We start from the raw sequence: 22535 nt of genomic DNA on the forward strand, positions 1-22535 counted from the left end.
CTCTTTTATTTGGCTTCCGGATTCACAAAGGCAGCCTTCAACAACGGAAGGAAATCCTTCTTGTTATCGCATTTGAAACAGCCGGTGAAATCGTTCCGGTCTCCCGCTCCTATTTTGATCACCAGTTTATTCCATCCCTGCAGCAACGGCAATTCTTTGTAAATGATTTCATTGCGTCCGTCGTGAGAAACAGCCGTATAAGGCTTATCGTTGATAAGCAGCGTACGCTTTTTCGCTTTTAGCATCAAAGACAGTTTGGGCATATTCGGTTCTATCAACAGGTCATCCAAGGGACGCGGACTGAACACATAAAGTTCCAATGCCCATTCGTCACCGTTGTCCTTCACCAGCTTTTCTTTCGTAGCTACCGGGAAATTAATCTGCTCGTCGCGCAAAAAGAAGACCTCGTCAATATTGACTTCCGGCTTTTTGTATGCTATTCCGGCATTTTTCAAGATAGCAGTTAACGTATTGTATCCTTTTTCCGAATTGGCAAATTCTGTCAACGTGCTCAAATAGAAAGTAGAAGCATTTTGCCGGCATTTTACAAATACGGGAGTAGCGGCTGTACACTCATATTCACTGCGGATCGTTCCGGCAGTCTTGATCTCTTCCGGGCGTTTGTTCCATTTTCTCCAATCCGTCTTACAGGCATTCAGCAACACCTCTCCTTCTTCCACCAAAGCCCCTTTCAGCGAATAACCGGAAGCATCCGTTTTCTGAAGTTCGCAGAAATAGAAGTCAGAGTTATTTAATCCGTTCATCCATGACTTCTGTACAGGCAGGAAAGAAGAACGCTGCAATTTGTCCAAGGCTACCGGAAACGGCAGGATTTCATTGTAAGAGGCTACCGTCTCAGGTGTAAGTCCCCATATCCACACATCTGCACCTTTGACTATTTGTTTTTGCATCTCTTTCCGGATGGAAGCATCCAATGTACGGCTACCGTCTACCAGATAGAGTAATGAAGAAGGAAGGGTCGCTTTCTTCGCAAAGATGACTCCTTGCGCATCCATCAACTGCTTTAATTTGCTATCCTGGCTACCGATGAAGACAACTTCTTTATAATTCTTGCCGGTTGCCGTGATTCCGTGATTTTTATACTTTTCTTTATCAATGACGGCATAAGGAGACCAAGCCGGTTTTTCCGGCGCATTGGCTGCACGCAAAGCACCATACATCGGCCATTCCTGAAAGAGTGGCAAAGTCGGGTCGTAACCGGGATTGAATGTGGTGCAATAAGGACCTACACGTTCCGGTTGTACCCCCGGAACTCCTTCTTTGTAATCGCTGAAGAAAACTCCGTCTGTTTCAACCGAAGGTGTTTTGCTCTTATCTTTTTTACCGAGTGGAAGCGGCTTTAATGCATACCATGCCATATTGAAGACTGTCGTGTAAGAAGCTCCCATCTGTCTCTGGTTGGCGATTAAATTGTAGCATTCGTTGGCCAGTCCTTCCATACGTCCTTCCTGTGATTCGTAAGCACGTTCTCCGTTGTATTTGGAAACCTGTTCCGGCGTACCATAATAGGCCATACTATGCTCACCGATTCCCCAAGGTTTTCCAATTTCAATCCAGCGTTTCATCGAATTAATGTCTCCATAGTGTCCTACGGTTACAGGTAATATGCCGTCACCATCATCTTCACCGTCTGCTGAAATCCACGGACGGGTAGGGTCATTCTGATGTACGATGTCACGCCATTCTTCCCATGCTTTCTTTTGGACAGGCATCAATTCGGGACGATTATATACATGCAGGATCACAGGCTTGTTTTCGTTGCTGATACTCCAGCCGAAAACTGACGCATGATTTCTATCGCGCAGCACAAAACGTTTCAAATGTGATTTGGATGTTTCCCAAAAGAGGTCGGAGTCCAACTTCGGCCCACCGTCGCTGGCCCAGTTCGCTGTTTCATTCAATACGCAGATACCCATTTCGTCAGCCATGTCAAGATAGAAACGAGGATAGACTTGTGCATGCGGGCGTACGGCATTGGCATTCATACCCTTGATGGCAGTAAACCAAGCCCAGGCATAACGGCGTGTCATTTGCGGGATACCCATAAAATGCCAGGAATCACCATGCAAGGCATAAGGCTCGCCGTTCAGACATTGGGTAGTTCCCTGCAAGGTCCATTCACGCCAGCCGAAACGCTCATATTTCGTATCGACAGTTTGTTTTTGATTTTTGACGGAGAGCAGCAAAGCATACAGGTTAGGATGCTCCGGAGTCCAGTATTTCAATACGTCTTTGCCCACAGGCACTTGTAACGTCACTTTCTGAGATGTACCGGTGGCAACCGATACTTTTGCCGGGGCAACCGACAATGCTTCGTTACCAAGTGTCCAGTCGGGAACAGGAGCGGAGTTTATATCCGTTCCTGCACGGTTCATCCATTCACGGATGTCACCTTGCAATTGTATTTCCGCCTTCTTGGCTGTCTGGTTCTGTACCGTCACTTCTATTTCCAGCATGTTCTTCGATACCAGCGGTTTCACATATACATCTTCTATATGGATTTTCGGCAAAGCCAGCAGATAAACATCCTGCCAGATACCATTGATCTGATATCCCCACATCGAACCGCCCGGAACAATACGGCGTCCAATAGTCGAATTATTTTCGAATAAAGACTGACTCCTTACTCCCACCAGCACTTCGACCGTCTCACCGGGAGTCACTTTATCGGTAATATCAAAGCTAAACGGCAGGAATAAATCGAAATTCTCGCCTACCTTTTCTTTGTTTACATAAATTTCGGAATATCCGGCCACCGCTTCAAAATAAAGTTTGATTTGCTGCCCGGTCCAATCAGAAGGGATGGTCACATTCTTCTTCATCCATGCCATCTTCACCTGTTCCCATTCTTTAGGATATGAAGGGTAGTTGCGATGGTCGGGGCCTTCCAGGTCACGGTAAGCAAAAGCATTGATATTCCATGGTGAAGGAATTTTGATACGGGTCTTGTCCCATTTACCGTCACTATCCGGAAGCGGAAGTTCGGGAGCGATTCCTTTTCCCTGAACATATTCCTTTGGCAAACGAACAGGCTGGAAATCCCAATAACCATTCAGGCAAATTTCCTGTCGATGTTCCTTTTCTGTTTTATTCACCAGCCCTTCACTGGGAGCAAAAGGGTACGGATAGATCAATTTCTGATCATTAGTCACTGCCTGTGCATTTATCTTTGTAGAATGCAAAGTAAAACCGCCCAACAGACAGCATAGTAAGATTAATTTTTTCTTCATATTCATAAATTAATGAGTTTTCCGGTATTACCAAGGGCAAAGTAAAAGGCAATGCATTAAAAAGAGGGGATAAAATAAATTAATTCTTCATTAAAAACAAATTAATTGTATAATAATGTAGAGATTCCGCCCAAGTTATCCGCTTTCTGAGAATATTTCCCTGAAAATGGGAAAACGCTTCCACGAAAAGCCCTTCTTCCCTGAGAAGAAGATGAATCCTCTTAACCTTATTTTTAAAATGACAGCCGTATGAACGACTATCCCAACTCTTTTTAAATAAGTGCCCGTTTCTTATGAATATCGTATTGTTTTTCGTACTTTTGCCGCATAAGAACAGATTGAAGTAGAAACTACTATGAAATATCAACTGCAATTATTGATTTTGCTCCTGCTCTGCCTGGCGGGCAGACTGGATGCGTCTTCTTTATATGATTACGGACTTTATTTTAAGTCTCATGCTGTACCTGCCGCAGAAAGGTCCACCTTGTATCTGGACGATAATCAACCTTTCTCTGTAACAAACGACTTTAGCATTTCATTTCAAATATACATACGCGCCAATGAAGCTGATTATGGTTCGATACTTCACCTGAAGACAGACAAAGGTCAGTTAATACGTTTTTCATTTGTTGCGGGTGAGCAGAACCATGCTCCCGCTCTAATGCTCAATGATGAGATTATCATTATAGATAAACCGATAGAACTGGAAAAGTGGATAAATGTATCACTGAACCTGCGCCAAAAGGACAATGTGATCGAAATAGAATACGATAAAAAGAAGATTTCGTCCACTTTCCCTCTGCAAGAAACCAATAGCGTAACGATTACATTCGGACAGATGATAGGCTATCAAGCCGATGTAGCCCCTATCAACTTAAGGGATATCAACATTGTGCAGGATGGCAAGCTGACAAGAGAGTGGAAATTATGGAAACACAACGGCAACATCTGCTATGACGAGAAAGAAGGGGCTGTCGCACGTGCTATCCAACCACTTTGGTTGATAGACAACCACATCGAATGGAAAACAATCAGTAAAATCACCACTTCCAACAGAATTGGTGTAGCCTTCGATGCCCGCTGTGCCTTATTTTATATCGTAAGCCCGCAATCAGTAAAAGTGCTGGACGAAGACGGGACACTCAAAAAAGAAATTGCCATACGCGGAGGATATCCTGCCGTAGAATATCCCAACCATTTACTATACGATACACTGAGCAATGCACTGGTATCTTATTCGCTGACAGAAGACATCATCTCCCGTTTTTCGTTCGATGACGGAACGTGGAGCAATGAAAAGCAGAATACCAAAGAAGCCAGCAACTATAACCATGCCAAAGCATTTAATCCCGCAGATTCCTCATTCTACTTTTTCGGCGGATATGGCTTCTATAAATACCGCAACGACCTGTACCGAATGAAGTCCGGTATTGGGAAGATGGAGCAAATTAAGTATGATCATCCTCTTTATCCCCGCTATTCGGCTGCGATGGCAGTAGTGGGCGACGAATTGTATATTTTCGGAGGCAAAGGAAATAAGTATGGTAAACAGGAATTGAGTACCCATTATTACCTCGGTCTATACGCCATCAATTTAAAGACGAAACAATCCCGTATAATCTGGGAGAAGAAAGATGATAACAAGGAAACGATTATGGCTTCCTCCATGTACTTCGAGCCATCAGACAGTACTTTCTATGCTGTGTCTACGGATAAGGGAGGAACATTGTGGAAGATCTCGATGAAGAGTCCTGTTTATACAGAAGTGTCTAAGCCGATCAACAACAGCCTGGATTATCAGGACTGCGATTTCAATCTTTACTTTTCGCCAACCCACAGGAAACTTTTCCTTGTATTGGATAAGATTCTGAACAATCGTACGCACGATGTCAAAATCTACTCCATCAACATGCCTTTAGTCAACGAAACGGATATCCGGCAAGAAACGGATGAAGCCGGCTCCGGCAAATGGTGGAATCTGCTGTATGTCATCGGAATCCTGGCGATACTGGCTTGCGGTGCCTGGTTATTCTACCGCTCAAGAAGCAAACGACAGGCTACAAAATTACCTGCAACAAAAGAGAAAGCTTCCAAACCGGCTGCGGTCTCAAAAGACAGTTCTGAAAACCAAGCGAAAACGGTTCCGACAATGCCGGAACAAGGCAACGAAGCCGCACCGAAAGAGATAGTCAACTACTACGACCGTAGCCGTTCGTCCATCTCTTTATTAGGTTGCTTCAACGTACGTGATAAAGAGGGAAATGACATCACCGCCAATTTCACTCCCCGTCTGAAACACTTGCTTATCTTGCTGATACTATATACGGAAAAGAATGCAAACGGTATCCTGACTTCCAAAACAACAGGAATCTTATGGCCGGATAAGGAAGAAACCGCTGCCCGTAACAACCGTAATGTAAACTTACGTAAACTACGGGTATTACTGGAAAGCATCGGTGATGTAGAAGTTGTCACTGAGAATAACTTTATGTACATCAAATGGGGGGAAAACGTATTTTGCGACTATCGTGAAGTGCTTGCCCGTATCCAGCAATTCAAGGAAAAGGAAAATGACGAACTACTCAACCGGATATTAGAGCTCCTGCTATACGGACCATTGCTGCCCAACACAATTCTCGATTGGCTGGATGACTTCAAGGAGACTTACTCCAGTCATTCCATCGACTTGTTGAAGGACTTGTTTGAAATTGAAAAACAACGAAATCATCAGGATATGATTCTTCGTCTGGCAGATATCATGTTCCTGCATGACCCACTGAATGAAGAAGCACTGGCCGCCAAATGCGCAGTGTTCTCCGCACAGGGAAAGAAAGGTATTGCACGAAATCTGTATGACCGTTTCTGCAAAGAGTACCGTGATTCAATGGGAGAAGACTATAAGACGCCATTCGCTGATTTATAACCGATAAGAAATGAACTAAATTATAAATTAAGGATTAGGCACGGATTACGCGGATTTCACGGTTTTAGTGTTATGATTACGTAAAACAACCGTGTTAGTCCGCGTAATCCGTGCCTAAATATATTCTTTTCTTATTCATAATGATTAAAACTGATGTTTTATTGTCATCTGTCAGTTTTTCACATATAACAATCTCATAATAAACAGATTATCTCCTGACAATACACCATGATAATACGGCTGACAATAGCAATCATCCATTCTATTGTCAGCCGTATCATGCTGTTATTCCAGTTTGACTATTTGATAAAGAGTCCTTTTGTAAGCATGCTTTTTGGAGGATATACCGCATCTTTGCAAAAGCCCCGTCTGGAGGGCAGAGAAAGCATAGCGGACGAGGAGTAGAAGGTATGCTTTGCTTGTGCCACACCTTTGGCATGCTTGTGCCACGCCTTTGGCACGGCTGTGCCATCGTAGTGGCACAACTGTGCCAAGCGCTTTGCACAACCGTTTCAGCAGTTTGGCACAATCATTTCTGTAGGTGGCACAACCGTTCTGATAGCTTGTCACAAACCGTATGGATACTTAAACGGGAAATGAAGAAAGGAGAGATGGTTGGTGACAGTATGAAATGAAGGCTCTTCTCCTGTGCACACAAAAGAGGAGATTCTTCCTCCTTGCAGTCGTCCGAATGACAGAGCCAGATGACAGTAAAATAGAACTTTTTGCTATTGTCAGCTTATTGTCAGGGCTTATTGTCAGGAGGTAATCTGTTTATTATAAAACCTTTATATGTGAAAAGCTGACAGATGACAATAAAACATCAGTTTTAATCATTATGAGTAAGTTTTAAATGAAGAATGATGAACGAACCGACAAGAAACCCACACCTAATTTTTAGGGGTAATTCAAAAAAAGAGCGGACTACCAATGGCGGGAATTTTCCCGCCGAGTGATAGTCCGCTCTTATACAGTATATCTACCTGGCTCTATATCATTCAGTTTCTCCCATTATAGTAGTGGCAGATGATCCCCAAGTAAAGTTACTCTTCAATGCCGAATTAGACTTCAAGTAAGGTTGCTGAACCTTCGGTCCCTTCGTCCATTCTTCCGATTCGGATGTCAATGTATTCAGAAGGTCCTGGAAATGCATGGAAACCACGTGTTTCGGGTCCGGATTCTTGTAGTATTCCAGATATTCCATCGGTACATACACCGTGCTCGGCCATGTCTTAAAGACGGTACACCAAGTTGTCGGCTGGGTAGCACCTTCGTCAGCATCACTACGAGCTACTTCTTTACATTGGAATGGCAATGATTTCAAGTGCAAAGTCTTCAGAGCTGTAACATTATCGAAGACATATCCGTAAACATAGGTCATAGTGCTCGGGAACCAAGCTTCGCTCACCATCGAATTACCAAAGGCATGGCGACCGATATAAGTCGGACCTTCGTTCACAACTACCGTTCTCAGCTTGGAGCAGTTACGACAAGCTTCTCTCGGTACGTATTGCAATCCCATCGGGAATGTTATATTCTCCAGAAGGTTACAACCGTTAAATACTCCGTTCTTCAGCGTCTCATTCTCTACTGCCGTCATATCCAGGTTCTTCAGATTGTAACCCTTACCCGCTGTCATCATGTTCTTCAGCAAGTTCAAATCAGTATCGTTGAGTCTTCCCTTCAATTCCAGACTAGTGATAGATTCCCAGTCTTTATAAATTTCGTCATCAATCATGCTTTGCAACAGATTCGTCAAGCCTCCCGGAGCCGGTATTTCAATCTGAGTGGCTGCAGCCTGACGGACAACCATATAATCTTTCTTGTTTTCATACCCCTTACGATAAATGTAAACGGTAGCCTGACGTTCTCTCAGCACCTTATTCACATCATACGTGAAGATGACACGTTCGGGCATCGAGTTGTTTGCCATGTGCAGCCAACCATTCTCTGCCGTATAGCCGCTCTCTTCAGGATATACAATATCTACCAGAATCTCATTCTTCGGATCGGTCAATGTAGACTGTACGCTATACTTCACGGTAGCGGCACTACCCAGTTTATCCAAGCTTGTTCTGAAATCGTTCTTGTTGGTAATAACCAGTTCCACATCGCTTGCCTGAGCCTGAGTTACCGTAAATTCTTCTCTCACTTTCTTGTCGGCAGCGGCACAAAGCGCGATAGTTGCCGTACGTTCGCCACCGGTATTTTCTTTCACAGAAACGAGGAAAGTAGAATCACCTTTGGCGTCTATGGCAGGCTTGAACGTAATCCAGTCCTGATCGTTCTTATCAATATCAATCGTCAGATCTCTTGGTCCCTTGGTATTAGTTGCCTTATATTTCAGGAGAATCGAATCTTCCTTCGATGCCAAGTTAGTGAACATTTCTTTATTGTCGACTGTAATCACCGGTTTAGGCAGACCCGTCTGGAAAATATTCATCGTAGCCTTTACATTATCATTATCTTTCGAAGAGATTTCAATGGTACCTCTACGGATATCAAATTTCTCGTTCGGCAGCACCTTAAAGTACAGCGTATGATTTTCCATCGCACGTGTCTCCGGTTCGCCTGCGGGACGTTCGTCTGTCGGCATGATCCAGCCTGTGTCACCGGAATATACGAAACTTGTTTTATATTCTCCTGTATTGATACCAAACTCCACGGAAATGATGTGTTCGCCGGCATCCAGATTTTCGTATGCCTTCGGGTCGGTGATTACAACAGCATCCTTCTGTGCCTGATAGATAACGAAATCATACTTGAACTCACCGGAGACTAGAGAAAAATTAGCACGGCGCGCATCCGGCTCCACATTTTCTGCGGCAGCCACCCACACTTTGTTACCTTCTCCGGCTGCTCCCTCGCGTTCAAACAATACCACCCAGCTATTATCCACACCTTCCGAATCATCCAATACGATATACCAATTCTGATTGGTATTGAATGTCAGCACCTGAGCGGAATTTCCCGCTGAAGAGAAACTGAAGGTGGACGATTCGTTCACGATCTCCAGTTTAGGCTCGAGCGGCGTCACCACTTCCGATGCCGTTTCATCGTCGCTACACGCAGCAAGCAATGACATCACCAAGCATCCGGCCAAGCCGATATATTTCCAATTGATAAAATTTATCGCTTTCATGTTTACTTCACTTTAAATTCTTCTTTTACAATATTGAGGTATTTCATACCGTATCCATTCCCGTAATTCGGGTCAGTCGGTTCGATAGCCTGATCCACATTCCAACGGTTGAAAGAATCGATGATAACCATCGGACGCTTTCCTAAGTTCATCTTGGCAACGTTACACATCTTACGGAACAGGTCTTCATCCTTAAATACCACCGGGAAGTTATAGAACTGAGTTCCATCACCATCTATCCACTGATTGAACGAAGGTGAAACGGTAGGAACGAAGTCTACTCCATAATTGGCCCATTCATATTCGCGGTTATACTTAAAGTTCTGGTCAATACACTGCGGATAGCAGGTAGGACGGAACCAGTCGGTCTGGTTGTACATATTATCCATATACACAGCATCCACTTTACCGCTCAGGAAGAAATTATGCCAGCGTGCAGGAGGTGTCCAACGTTCCTGACGTGCTAAAATATAGATTTCCAATCCATTGCCATTTCCGTCTTTCACATTCTCACGCACTCTTTCACGAATGGTAGCATAGAGTTTCTCTGAGTCACGTGCATACAACTTGTCAGCATTCCAAACAACAATCATCGGTTTGCCGTCTACAGTATAGTAAAGGTCGTTGTTCGTACAGAAACGGCTTGTCAGGCTGACAAAAAAGCTATAAAGTTGTTCACAACGTGCAGACACCCCATTCTCGTCAGCATCATCTTCTATCATGGAAGTGTTATTGAGTCCGCTTGCAAAGTTGTTCATATCCATAGAAACCACATAACGCAAGCCTCCCCAATTGATACCTTCCGAGTTGGGGTTCAGCCCGGCCATATAGTTCACGAAGTTCACGTTACCTTCATTCAACAAATCTCCCTTACTGGTGTCCAGACCAATGTTCGGCAATATAAGGAAATTGATACCGGCATTATTCGACCACGTAAGGTGCTGCTGAATCAAGTCAGCCGTTTCGGGCTTATTGATATCCATCGAATAACGTCCCAGTACCGGACGCACATTCGGACAAAGCTGCGGATATTGTCCACTCTGGTTATATTCACCAATCAACCGTGCATACTTCTTTTCATCCATACCTGCACTACCCAGGTTCCAATAAATGGCCCCTACCGGAATATCACTGCTCGGCCTGATTTGCGGAATCTCATAATTCAAGAAATGATCATCGATGGAAGGACCGTCATCTGTGGGTGAACAGGCCGATCCGGCCACCAGTCCCAACGTCAGGCAGATTGCAAGGCCTATCTTATTAAAAATCTTATACTTTTTCATATTTCAGTCATTACTTAATTACTACTTTTCTACCTTATAAACTAAAAGTGTAGCTTCTATCAAGAAGTGGTATGCTTTGTCCAAAGCCTCTTCGGCATCCTTGATACCGGTCAGTTCACGGGCATTCTTCAAAAACTCTTCATAAGTCTGTCCGTATTTCTTAGCCTGGAAATCCATATTGAACTGTACATAATCACTATTCTCCCATCCGGCTATCATTTCTTCCTGATTGGGCACAGGTTTTGCAAACTGAAGCATCGTGAAAATATTGTCTCCCCAACGGGCAGCATTAGGCTTCGGACTATTCTTCTGCAACAAATCGATAGCTCTGTAATAAGCCTCTGCATTCGTCTGACGTTCCGCATCCGGGAAGTAAAGGCGTTCGGGCCAGCCGTAGTACATATTTCCTCCTTCTTCATAAGCCTGAGATCCGTTCAAGAACAAGGGCGGAAGGTTCAATGCACGTGTACGGCGTTCCATGCGCCAGGCAGACATACCATCAAGGAAGTCGGCAAACCAGCGCTGCTTGTAGATTTGTTCCAACTGTCCTTCCACGCCATTTGCTCCGTTGATGTCGGCAGTCATCAGTTTACGGGTATCATAGAAGCCTTTATGGCTGGTTCCCCATGCAACTCCTTCCTGAGCCATGTAGGCAGTCAAAGAAGCTGTCAAACCGTTCTCTTCAAATGAAGCACGGATTCCTTCTTCATAATAAGTCTGTGCATCTTTAGATCCCAGGTTAAACTTCACCTTCGCCTCAGCACAGAGGAAACAAGCATCTGCCCAACGCAGCAAAGGCATCGTAGCGTCCATTGCATAATATCTCGGGTTGATGTAGCATCTGTTGTCTTCGTTCATTGACAACGGATCGGGGATTTCCCTTGTACCATTCGGGTCGGTCGGGTCGATCGGTCTTCTCCAGCCGAACGGTGTGCGGGCACCCGGATTGTCCGGTGTAGGCACATAAGGAATGGAGTAACGTACACGTAACGAATCACGCACTTCATATCCGTCTATCATCCACTGCAGGTGTTCCTGCTGGTCGCTGGCTGAACAATTGCTCACATCACAGTCGTGTGAACGGGTCAGCACGTCCGTCATACGATAAGGCTGGCGTTCGGGCCAGTAAACATTAGATCCGTCAAAATAAGTCTCCATACGCGGATCATTATACGAGAACAGGTAAATGGCGAAATACTCGTTCATGGAAGGTATCAGCCCCCAGTTTGCTTTCGTCTGAATTTCTTCTTTGTACAAACGAGTGTAATACCAGGAACAGTCTTTGTCGATCACCGTTCCGTATTTAGGAGCAAACGCATCATCCAGAGAACTGAACAGCCATTCTTCGTGTCCCATAGACTTCGCAGCATATTCGCGTGCTTTCTCTTCGCTGATATTCTGAATGTTCATGGCTATCTCCAGACGCAATGTATTAGCCAGTTTACGCCACTTCTGTACATCTCCGTTATAAACAGGGTCTTTCAAAATTTTATCAGTGGATGATTCGTCGAATGCATCGACCGCCTGATCCAGCCATCCCAAAATGGAATAATAAGCATCGGCTTCCGAATCATAATCAAAGATACGCTTGTCCGTTCCTCCGTCCATACCGGCCTGACTCAATCCGACCGGACCATAGAGCGATAGTAACTGGTAATAGGTGAATGCTTTCCATGTCTTGACTACCGCCAGACTATTAGGTAAAGAGCCATTATCGTATGCTTTTGCCAGATCTTCCAAATCGCGCAGAATCTCTACATAAAACTTACGGTAGAATCCGTCTCCCCTTTCGTTCCATGGTGTCTGGAAAGCGACGTTGGTAATGTAACGTGAATAACTCCACATACGGTTATTATTCAATTCACTGATCGCATTCATTGTTTTGTAAACCGTACCGGGGAAAATACTCTGCAGGTTAACCTCATACAATTTGTTCGGGTCCGAGTTGATGGTTTCGAAACCGTCCGTACACCCCACAGCAGTTGATGCCAGCAGGAGTAACGGTAATATTTTGTTTTTCAATTTCATGCTTTACGAATTTAAAAAGAAACTTTAATATCAAATCCATAGGTTGCGGAAGGCAGGTTGAAACCACGTTCGAAACCTTGTGCATTTCCTGTCGTACTTGTTGCCTGCGGGTCCAGTCCGTGCGGTGTATTGGCAAACAAGGTAGCAATGTTTCGTCCGACAGCCGCCACACGGAAAGTCTGGAACGGAGTCTTTCTCAGCCATTTTTTCGGTAAATCGTAGCTGACAGTGATTTCACGCAACTTCACATAAGAAGCATCATAGATGAAACGGGAAATATCACGGGAGGTATAGTGCATCCAATAGCGTTCGGGAGTACAATAACCCAATACCTGTTGTCCTGCCAGACCTTCTACGTCTTCGTCATAACGACAATTAGGAAGAACTACCCCTTTAGGACGTCCCCAGTCAGGATAAACCTGTCCGTTCGCAGTCGGTGTGTTAGCGTTTTGAGGACGCATGAAGCCATAGCGTTCTTCGTCCGATTCACCCAAAATCTTTCTGGAGAAGAAATCCGCGTCACGACCTTCCAATGATTTAACGGATTGTCCGTCTACAGAACTCTGGATCGATGTCTGAGAGAAGAACTTACCACCTTTCTGGAAGTCGAACATGACAGAGAAGGAGAAATTGCCCAAACGGAACACGTTATTCCAGCCACCTCGCCAATCAGCTTGTACACAGCCTAAATATTCATAGTCCTGTCCTTCTTTCGGAGAACCGTCGAGCTGGCAAAGGATGTATCCTTCGGCATCACGCTTAAATGTCTTCGCATAGATAGCGCCATAAGGCTTGCCTACTTCCGCATAAGATTTCACGTTGTACACACCGCTGCCAATCTGTATCTTATCGATACCTTCGGGCAATGACTCTACCATGGAATTATTCTTTGACCAGTTGAAAATGGTTTTCCACTCGAAGTTCTTTACCTTCACCGGTACACCGCTCACGGAGATTTCCCAACCTTTGTTGGATATTTTACCGGAGTTGATAATGACACGCTGGTAATTGGACAAATAAGAAAGTTCTGACTCCACAATCTGATCACGAGTGTACTTGTCATAGTAAGTAACATCTGCCGTCAGACGTCCGTCCAGTAAACGAACCTCCGCACCGATTTCCTTCGAAATAGTTGTTTCCGGTTTCAAGTTCGGATTTTTACGTACAGCGTCACCTTGGAACCACGCCATGTCATTACGGAACAGACCACCATAACTGTAGCTGTTAATCAAGCGGTCGAAACCGGCATCATTACCTACACGGGCAATCGATCCACGCAACTTGGCAAATGACAAAGTCTTGCTCTTCAGTTTGGGGAAGATTTCCGTTAATACAGCACTGGCACTACCGGAAGCATAGAAGTAAGAATTATTAGCTTTCGGCAAAGAACTTGACCAGTCGTTACGGAAAGTTCCATCGAGAAACAAACCATGATATCCCAAAGACAACATACCGAATACGGACTGTTTCTCTTTTGCATTCACACTTTCCGTTCCACTCAACATAGAAGCATTGTTGGACAATGACTTCACATCCGGAGCTGCCAATTGAGAAACCTGACTCCTGAGCTTGTACCAGTCATTCTTCTGCATAGAAGTACCCAGATTGGCGCTGAGGCTGATCTTCTTGATATTGCGGTTGTAAGAAATTACCCCTTCATAGTTGTAGTTGTTGGAGGCTTCACGGAACGTTTCGTACTGTCCGTCAATATCCCACATGGTATAGTAATTATCAAACTTCCAGCCATTCTTGTTTGCCTTTTCCACACTGGCACGCAAACGAATATTCATCCCCTGAATCGGTTTGATATTAAGAGTCAGGTTACCACGGAAGTTATTGCGGCCATCCCCATTGCTGATTTCGTTCAGCAACCAATAAGGATTGTAGAATCCGTTACCTCGGGTAAAGGCTTCACCTGACTCGCGCTTCCACGGCAGTAATTCCTCCATGACGACGTCACGTGGCATATTCATGATAGCACGCATCGGGTTACGGTTACTGTCACCTTTATAATCACGGTTATCGGCAGTTTCCAACTGATAGTTAACGGAGATTTCACTGGACAGCCATTTAGCCAAATCCATATTCACACGCAGGTCAAATGTGTGACGCTTCATGTTATCAAAGTTCTTCAGCATTCCGTCGTAGTCGATACCCGTATAGTTGAAACGGATACCTGCCCCATTGAACACCTTATTGACTGAAACACTATGAGTCATGGCTACACCCATTTCGTACATATCCGTAATACCGTCTTTATTAGGTACATAAGAGCGTATCTGATTATTACGTCCCACCAGATCAAAGCCTAACATCGGCAGCCCCCATGAGCGTTGATTCGGATTCGCCCAGTTAAATACAAAAATACCATAAGGCAGACTAGGGTCATAAGCATAGCCGTTCTTCGAGTTGGAACCATAATAGTTGAATCCGTCACCCACACCGACAGCCGGAAGACTGGCCGAACCGTAAACATTCTGATAAGCCGGGAATTCACGCAGGAAAGTAAACTGCATGTTGTAGCCATAAGAAACACCGAGTCCGGATTTCTTCGTAGCCTTACGGGTAGTGATCAGAATAACACCATTGGCAGCATCTGATCCATACAAAGCAGCTGCATTGGCGCCTTTCAACACTTCTATCGATTCAATATCGTCCGGGCTGATTGCTGACGCAGGGTTACCATAGTCCAAATCCCCGTCTTCACCCATCGGATTCATGATGGGCACACCATCAATTACGTACAGCGGCTGATTGTTTCCCGTCAAAGAGTTATTACCACGAATTTCCACACGAGTAGAAGACAACGGACCGCCATTCGAAATAAAGTTGACACCCGAAACCTTACCACTCAAACTATTCAACAAGTTCGGGTCACGTGTATCCAACAGAGATTCCGTGTCAATGGACTGACGGGCATATCCCAATGATTTCGACTCACGGCTGATACCCAATGCTGTCACAACGACGTCCTTCAGTTCTTTGACATCTTCCCTCAGAACAATGCGCAACAGGTCATTGTTTTTCAAGGTAGCCAGTCTGACGGTCTGCACGGCATAGCCTATGAATCTTACATTCAATATGGCGTCTTTCGGTACATTGTTTAAGGTAAATTGCCCTTCCATATTTGTCGCAGTAGCTAAACTTTGGTTTCCAACCACCGTAATATTAGCACCTGGAAGTGGATCACCAAACTCGTCGACAACGACTCCAGTGACCTTTCGGTTTTGCGCCGAAAGCGAAAATGCAAAGAATGTGAGCAATACCATCAGGCATGTCCCTATCCTCCAGCTTCTTTTCAGATAAAGTTTCTCCATATTAGCTTAAGTTTACAATTAATAAATTAGTTATTTTCATTTTTCTACAGTTATTGTGAAGTAATTCAAATCAGGTTGACCAGCCACAATGTTCAGCAAAGTCCGCTGCCAACCGTTTACATCGCATTTCATAGTGAAAGCATCCACAGTGGTCCATTCGCCTCCGGTAGCAGGAAGTTCTACGACAGGACCTTGTCTTCTCTGTGTACCTTCGCCAAAATCGAAACGAATCTTAGCATCTGCCTTGGCAGCATAACACACCTTAATTGTCACGTTTCCGGCAGCATAAGGCAATTCTTTCCATTCCAGCCATTCACCGGGCTCTGTATGGGTAACATACCATTCGGTGTTCTTATCCGAAGCCACATTAGCCACCTTTGCAACATCCAGATCTCCGGTACGGTATTGATTACCACTATTGTTTTTAGAGATATCAAAGAATTTATCACAAGCTTCCATCTCTATCCGCAATGATTCGGGCCATGCCTTGTTACTGCTGTATTTACGCAGAATATTCAGACGTTGGTTAGGAAAATCATAGAAAGTGTTATCAGTGCTTCTCCAATAAGATGCGTTTTCGGCCATATCAGTAAAACCTTCCAGGAAAACCAGATCAGTATTCTTCGCAACCATATCATCCAAAGCGTCAGTCAAACGCTTTCCATGATCAGCATCGAAGAACATCCGGGTTCCCGATTTATCATTGGTATAGAAAGCCGGTACAGCCACTCCTACTGTTTTCCCATTAAAACTACGTACGGTCCAGGAACTGCGGTTAGCAGCATGTTCAGCAGCAATGAACCAATCGTTCAGCGACTCTACTACTGATTCGTTCACCTCTTTGTCCCGGTCTTGGAAAGCCCTGTCGGCACAAATAAAAAGGTCTTCGCCGTAAGCAGTCTTGAAGTCAGCATGAATCTTGTCCAGGATGGCTTTTAGTTTACCCTTGCAATCTATTTTCTTGTTGCCTAATGCGGCATAGTCTACATTAAGGAAACCGTTGATACTCCACAGGAACAGTACAGGCTTGCCATCGATACGAAGAAGATACTTGTTATTGGCTTTATTCTCGCCATAAAAGTGATCGAAAGCCAATTTTATATTGTAATCCCATATATACTTATATATATCGTCCAAGTTGTCTAACGGATACATGACCTCTTCATCCGTCAGCCCCTTATTTTGCTGAGTCTCGGCACTGATGACTGTAGCGTAAGTCTGATACAAGTCAAAATTACGGGCGGCAGCCCAGGAAGCCGGACAGTCATCGAAGATGGCAATCTTCAGACTTTCTTCATTCCGGCGTTGTAAAGCAGCGATGAATTCCTTTATATGAACAGGGTCACCATGATCTCTTTCATAAGCAGGGTCGGTATCTGCCTTCGGTAAACGTCCACGGCAGTTGGGAGCTACATAATCCAACCCACTATACACCATCTCTTCCACCAGGTTATCCCACCACTCTGCTTCCGTAGCACCAAAAGCCTTCACTTCGAAAAGCGGCTTATTATAAAAGGTAGTAGAATTTGTCCCGCCGCTGGCAGCATCCTCCCCATTCCGAAGGTTCTTCTGGAAACTGAACAATGCCCCCATCAAAAAATCATGTTCAGGAATGTTACTCTCTACCGCAGGAGCAGGGAGTATGAACGTCCCTTCTGTCGGTGGCACCGGGTCCGGATTAATATCGGGAACAATATTATTGTCCTCATCAGAACAGCTAACAATCATGGAAGCTAAAACAAGCCCCATCGTGATTTTCAAATAATTCTTCACGGTCTCTTTTTTTAATTATACATTTCTTGTTTGTTACACCTCGAAAACACCCTTTTTATTCATTATTTAAGAAAGCGTCGACTGAACAAACTTAATATTTAAGGTTATTTTTGAGTTCTGATGCAAAGTAACAGGAGACGGCTTAAGTTTTTTTATAAAATACGATTAAACTCAGATTAATTTCTAATTAATTTTAAAACTAATACTATTTTCTTTTAATTTTCCGCAAACTTGGGCATTAATTTCTATAAAAGGGGGAAGTTTATATTTTGTGATATGCGATACATACCCTGTTTCTTCATCTAAATGAGTAGTTACTTCCTGCAAAAGAAGCAAATTTCAAGTAAAGAGGTTAAAAAGGTAAATAAGGCAACTATTATCTCTTATATCGGTCGGGGTTGCCAAAGTAATGCCCCAACCAACCCATACAAGGATATACAAACATAACACAAATTAAGAGATATCCAATTATTAACCTGACTGATTATATAAAAAATGTATTCCAGTATTATGATTGCGACATTCACTACTGATTTTCAAAAATGCTTCTTACGATACCATCTTTCAATTGTACGTTTCCTTCACTCTATATATAATAAGGTGTAACGAGATTATTTATAACCGGGAGATAAGATTTATATCCCCTGAACCCACTTATTTGCTTAAATTCCACATTTAAGGGATATTTAATAAGCAATTAAGCGAAAATTAAGCTTTCACTTAACTTCCTGTCTTTATATTTGCCACACCATTTTATCGCTCTCAAACCGTGAATTACAGTCTGTCAAATCATAAACTGAAATACAATGAACTTTTAAACTACAGAATAATATCATGAATCAAATTAGCAAAGTATTTTTAGCTTGCGCCTGCAGCCTGTCCGGCTTGGTGACACAAGCCCAAGATCACACCGTATGGAGCAATGATTTCTCCAATGACTCCCAACCACTGAATATTGTGGGACGTGGCGCCTGTCGGGTTAACGACGGAGTATTACATTCGCGCAGTGCTTATGCCCTCTTCGGTAATCCCGAATGGAAAGATTATAGCTTGTCTTTCAAGGCACGTGCCCCGAAAGACGCCGAACAAGTACAGATATGGGCAGGGTTCCGTACACACAACCGTTTTGACCGCTATGTGGTGGGTATCAAAGGCGGACTGCAAGACGATATCTATTTGATGCGTACCGGATATATGGGTACAGACGAATTCTTAGGCGTTCGCCCACTTGGCTTTCATCCCGTGCCGGGAGAATGGTACAAAGTGAAAGTAGAAGTATGTGGAAACCGTATCCGGGTTTTTGTAAACGACGAAAAACTTCCTCACATCGATTTGGAGGACAAAAACAGTAATCTCTCTCCTACCGGTGAAGTTGCATTGGGTGGCGGATGGATAGACACGGAATTTGATGATCTCACTGTCATACCATTAGCAGAAGATGCTCTAAAAGGCGTTAAGGTACAAGAGTACCGCATAGCACTCTCAACACAGGAAAAGGAGGAAAAACGCCGCAAGGAACGAGCACAATACACTGCCGTCAAACTGGATAAACTGACTGACAACCGGACAGAGTTATCATTGGACGGAAACTGGCTCTTCATGCCTGAATACCAACTGAACGATAAAGCTAAGGCAATCTCCATGCAGACGGATGACAACGACTGGCATCTGATGTCTGTCCCTGCTTTCTGGAATCCTATCCGCATCTGGCTACATGGCGAAACGATGCCATCGCCTACCGGCCCGCAACATAAAGGGGTATCAGATACCTACTACCAGCAAGAAACCGACCGTTGCGAGAACTATACTTTCAACTATCGCAAGACTGGTGCTGCCTGGTATCGTCAATGGCTGGAACTACCGGCTGACGTGAAAGGGAAACAACTGACCCTCTCATTTGACGCTGTATCAAAAATGGCGGAAGTTTACATCAACGGTGAACCGGCTGGTTCGAACATTGGTATGTTCGGTGATTTCCAGATAGATGCCACCCGATTTCTACACCCGGGCCGCAATCTGATTGCTGTGAAAGTGACACGTGACATCAACGGGAAAGTTGCGCAAACCAGTGATGCCATGGAAAACTACTATTCATCGGTGCGCAAGGAAGTGGAAGACAACCAAAACGACCAACAAGCCAACAAAGCCGTATTAACCGATATTCCTCACGGATTTTATGGTGACAACCCTGCCGGTATATGGCAGCCTGTCAAACTCGTAGTCAGCAATCCGCTTAAAGTAGAAGATATTTTCATCAAACCGGCTTTGGACGGTGCATCCATAGACGTCACCATAAAAAACTATGCTCCTAAAAAGAGAAACTTCGACATCCGTGTAGACATCATAGACAAACACACCGGAGAAACACTCTACGGTGCCCCCGTACGTAGCAAACTCTCGTTAGCGACAAGTACACAAGAAACATTTACCTGTGATATTAAAGGGCTGAAACCCAAACTCTGGGAACCTGCCAGCCCTAATCTTTATGACTTTCGCGTAAGCCTCACGGAAGGAAAAAATAAAGTGACGGACTGTATCACCGTAACTTCCGGCTTCCGTACTTTTGAAAGCAAAGACGGATTCCTGTACCTGAATGGCCGCAAACACTGGCTACGCGGAGGCAATCACATTCCTTTCGCTCTCTGTCCCAATGATTCTCTTCTGGCAGACAAATTTATGAAACTGATGAAGGAAGGTAATGTACAGTCTACCCGAACACATACCACTCCTTGGAACGAACTCTGGGTATCGGCAGCAGACCGCAATGGCATCTCGATCAGCTTTGAGGGTACTTGGTCATGGCTCATGATACACTCTACCCCGATACCGGACAAGGGCGTGCTTGATCTTTGGAGCAGTGAATGGCTGCGGGTGATGAAAAAATACCGGAATCATCCTTCTGTATTCTTCTGGACAGTCAACAATGAGATGAAATTCTACGACTTGGATGCCGATACGGAACGTGCCAAAGAGAAATTCCGCATTGTATCCGATGTAGTGAAGAATATGAGAAAGACCGATCCTACACGCCCTGTATGCTTCGACTCCAACTATCTTCACAACAAAGCCAGCAAACGGTTCGGCGAAGATTTTCTAAAAACAGTTGATGACGGAGATATTGATGACAACCATGCTTATTATAATTGGTACGACTATTCGGTATTCCGCTTCTTCAACGGAGAATTTCAGAAACAATTCAAAACACCCGGACGTCCTTTGATCAGTCAGGAGATGAGTACGGGTTATCCGAATGCCGAAACCGGTCACCCTACCCGTTCCTATCAGCTGATTCATCAGAATCCTTATTCATTAATCGGATACGAAGCTTATGACTGGGCCGATCCCAAAGGTTTTCTGAATACACAATCGTTCATCACGGGAGAGTTGGCCGAAACGCTCCGTCGTACCAACGAACAGGCTTCGGGTATCATGCACTTTGCCTATATGACTTGGTTTCGCCAATGCTATGACTACCGTCATATTCAACCGTATCCCACATACTACGCTATGCAGCGTGCTATGCAACCTGTACTTGTCAGTGCGGAATTATGGGGACGTAACCTTTATGCAGGTGAGAAATTGCATACACGTATTTATGTAGTAAATGACAACGAAGAAGGACGTGACCTGAAACCAATGTCATTAATCTGGAGTATTGTAGACGAAACGGATAAAGTACTGGCATCCGGTACAGAACAATTCCCGGCTGTGGAATACTATGGCCGTAAATATATTGAGCCAAACATTCACATGCCTTCCAATCTACCTGCCGACAAAGTAAATGCAAAACTGAAACTCACACTTACAGAAAACGGCGTGACTTTATCAAAAAATGAATATGGATTACTATTGGCACGCAAGGAATGGAACATCGGTCAGGTAGCCGAAAACAAAAAAATCCTTCTACTGGATAAAGACAATATGAAAGCCACCCTTGACTTCCTGAACATCGCTTGCCAGACAGTACCGTCCATCAAGGAACTCCTGAACAGCAAGCAGAAAGCGAATCTCTGCATCCTATCGGGACTGAAAGAATGTACGGATGAAGAAGCAAAATTGCTACGTGAATATCAGGCTAAAGGCGGTCGCCTGCTCCTTCTGAACAGCAAAGAGGCTGCACAAAAAATCTATCCTGAATACATCACCGGATGGATCATTCCCACGGAAGGAGACATTGTGGTGATGGAACATGACGATGCCTCTGTATTCGACGGAATCGGTGTACTGGAATTACGCTATTTCAATAATAACAAGCGTGAAATTCCACTAGCCTGCACTGCCACCTTGAAAGCTGTCCGCCACGAAAATGTGAAGGAACTTGCTGCCCAGATGAAGATTCACGCATACATCGACGGCGGTAAACCGGAAGAACGTATAGCACGTATCGAGTCTATGCGTGGATTGACATTACTGCAAATAGCCGACAATAAAGGAAAATCTCTTGTTTCGACACTCTGCACGGAAAAAGCAACGACTGATCCGATAGCAGGAAAATTGTTGGCAAACATGGTGAACGAATTATTGAAATAGGTATGTAATTGATATATTAGAATGGATCTTCCATTCGTTCTATTAAATTCCCCAAAGAAGGCAGCTAGCTTACAATAAGTTAGTTGCCTTCTTTTTTTATTCCGGGTGTAAACAGTAGCAGAAGATTGCCACTCCTTTCTTTTGGATTTTCTTTCCATTATAACAGTGTAATCAATTGCATAAACTTATGTAGTCGGGCTTCTTTTCCTTAACGATGGAGTAGATATGGCATACTTCTATTTTGACCGTCAAACCTTACTTTAGCAAAACTCTAAATTGTTAGCTGAC

The 22535-nt window shown here is 44.2% G+C and carries 9 protein-coding genes; 3 read left to right on the forward strand and 6 right to left on the reverse strand.

The annotated features are described in order from the left end of the window. Nucleotides 1–5: 5 nt before the first annotated feature. Entirely contained in the window at nucleotides 6–3251 is a 3246-nt protein-coding gene (locus BLW31_RS05185; RefSeq protein WP_029425656.1) for a glycoside hydrolase family 2 protein, read from the reverse strand. A 355-nt stretch (nucleotides 3252–3606) separates the two neighbouring features. On the opposite strand from BLW31_RS05185, the gene BLW31_RS05195 reads away from it, so the two are divergent. Both BLW31_RS05195 and BLW31_RS24365 read left to right on the forward strand, forming a co-directional pair. Beyond that, a complete protein-coding gene (locus BLW31_RS05195; RefSeq protein WP_010538989.1) occupies nucleotides 3607–6174 on the forward strand; it encodes a hypothetical protein in 2568 nt (855 codons plus the stop codon). Between the two features lie 228 nt (nucleotides 6175–6402). Beyond that, nucleotides 6403–6579 (forward strand): hypothetical protein, encoded by a 177-nt coding sequence (locus tag BLW31_RS24365; RefSeq protein ID WP_157998593.1) that lies wholly within the window; start codon nucleotides 6403–6405, stop codon nucleotides 6577–6579. 589 nt (nucleotides 6580–7168) lie between these two features. Here the strand turns inward: BLW31_RS24365 and BLW31_RS05200 are convergent. Genes BLW31_RS05200 through BLW31_RS05220 form a run of 5 tightly spaced genes read right to left on the reverse strand, consistent with a single transcriptional unit; the run spans nucleotide 7169 to nucleotide 17717 of the window. After that, the gene (locus BLW31_RS05200) at nucleotides 7169–9316 is read right to left on the reverse strand and encodes a BACON domain-containing protein (RefSeq protein ID WP_010538990.1); all 2148 of its coding nucleotides are present in this window, start codon (nucleotides 9314–9316) and stop codon (nucleotides 7169–7171) included. 2 nt (nucleotides 9317–9318) lie between these two features. After that, on the reverse strand, nucleotides 9319–10599 hold the full coding sequence (locus BLW31_RS05205; RefSeq protein ID WP_010538991.1) for a glycoside hydrolase family 71/99 protein: 1281 nt from the start codon (nucleotides 10597–10599) through the stop codon (nucleotides 9319–9321). A gap of 21 nt (nucleotides 10600–10620) precedes the next feature. Then, entirely contained in the window at nucleotides 10621–12627 is a 2007-nt protein-coding gene (locus BLW31_RS05210) for a SusD/RagB family nutrient-binding outer membrane lipoprotein (RefSeq protein ID WP_010538992.1), read from the reverse strand. Between the two features lie 11 nt (nucleotides 12628–12638). Then, the gene (locus BLW31_RS05215) at nucleotides 12639–15944 is read right to left on the reverse strand and encodes a SusC/RagA family TonB-linked outer membrane protein (RefSeq protein ID WP_022302526.1); all 3306 of its coding nucleotides are present in this window, start codon (nucleotides 15942–15944) and stop codon (nucleotides 12639–12641) included. Between the two features lie 36 nt (nucleotides 15945–15980). Beyond that, entirely contained in the window at nucleotides 15981–17717 is a 1737-nt protein-coding gene (locus BLW31_RS05220) for a DUF5010 domain-containing protein (RefSeq protein WP_029425657.1), read from the reverse strand. 834 nt (nucleotides 17718–18551) lie between these two features. On the opposite strand from BLW31_RS05220, the gene BLW31_RS05225 reads away from it, so the two are divergent. Further along, nucleotides 18552–22247, forward strand: a complete 3696-nt coding sequence (locus BLW31_RS05225; RefSeq protein ID WP_010538995.1) for a glycoside hydrolase family 2 — start codon at nucleotides 18552–18554, stop codon at nucleotides 22245–22247. Nucleotides 22248–22535: the final 288 nt, after the last annotated feature.

The sequence above is a fragment of the Bacteroides faecis MAJ27 genome, assembly GCF_900106755.1.
GTDB classification, from domain to species: domain Bacteria; phylum Bacteroidota; class Bacteroidia; order Bacteroidales; family Bacteroidaceae; genus Bacteroides; species Bacteroides faecis.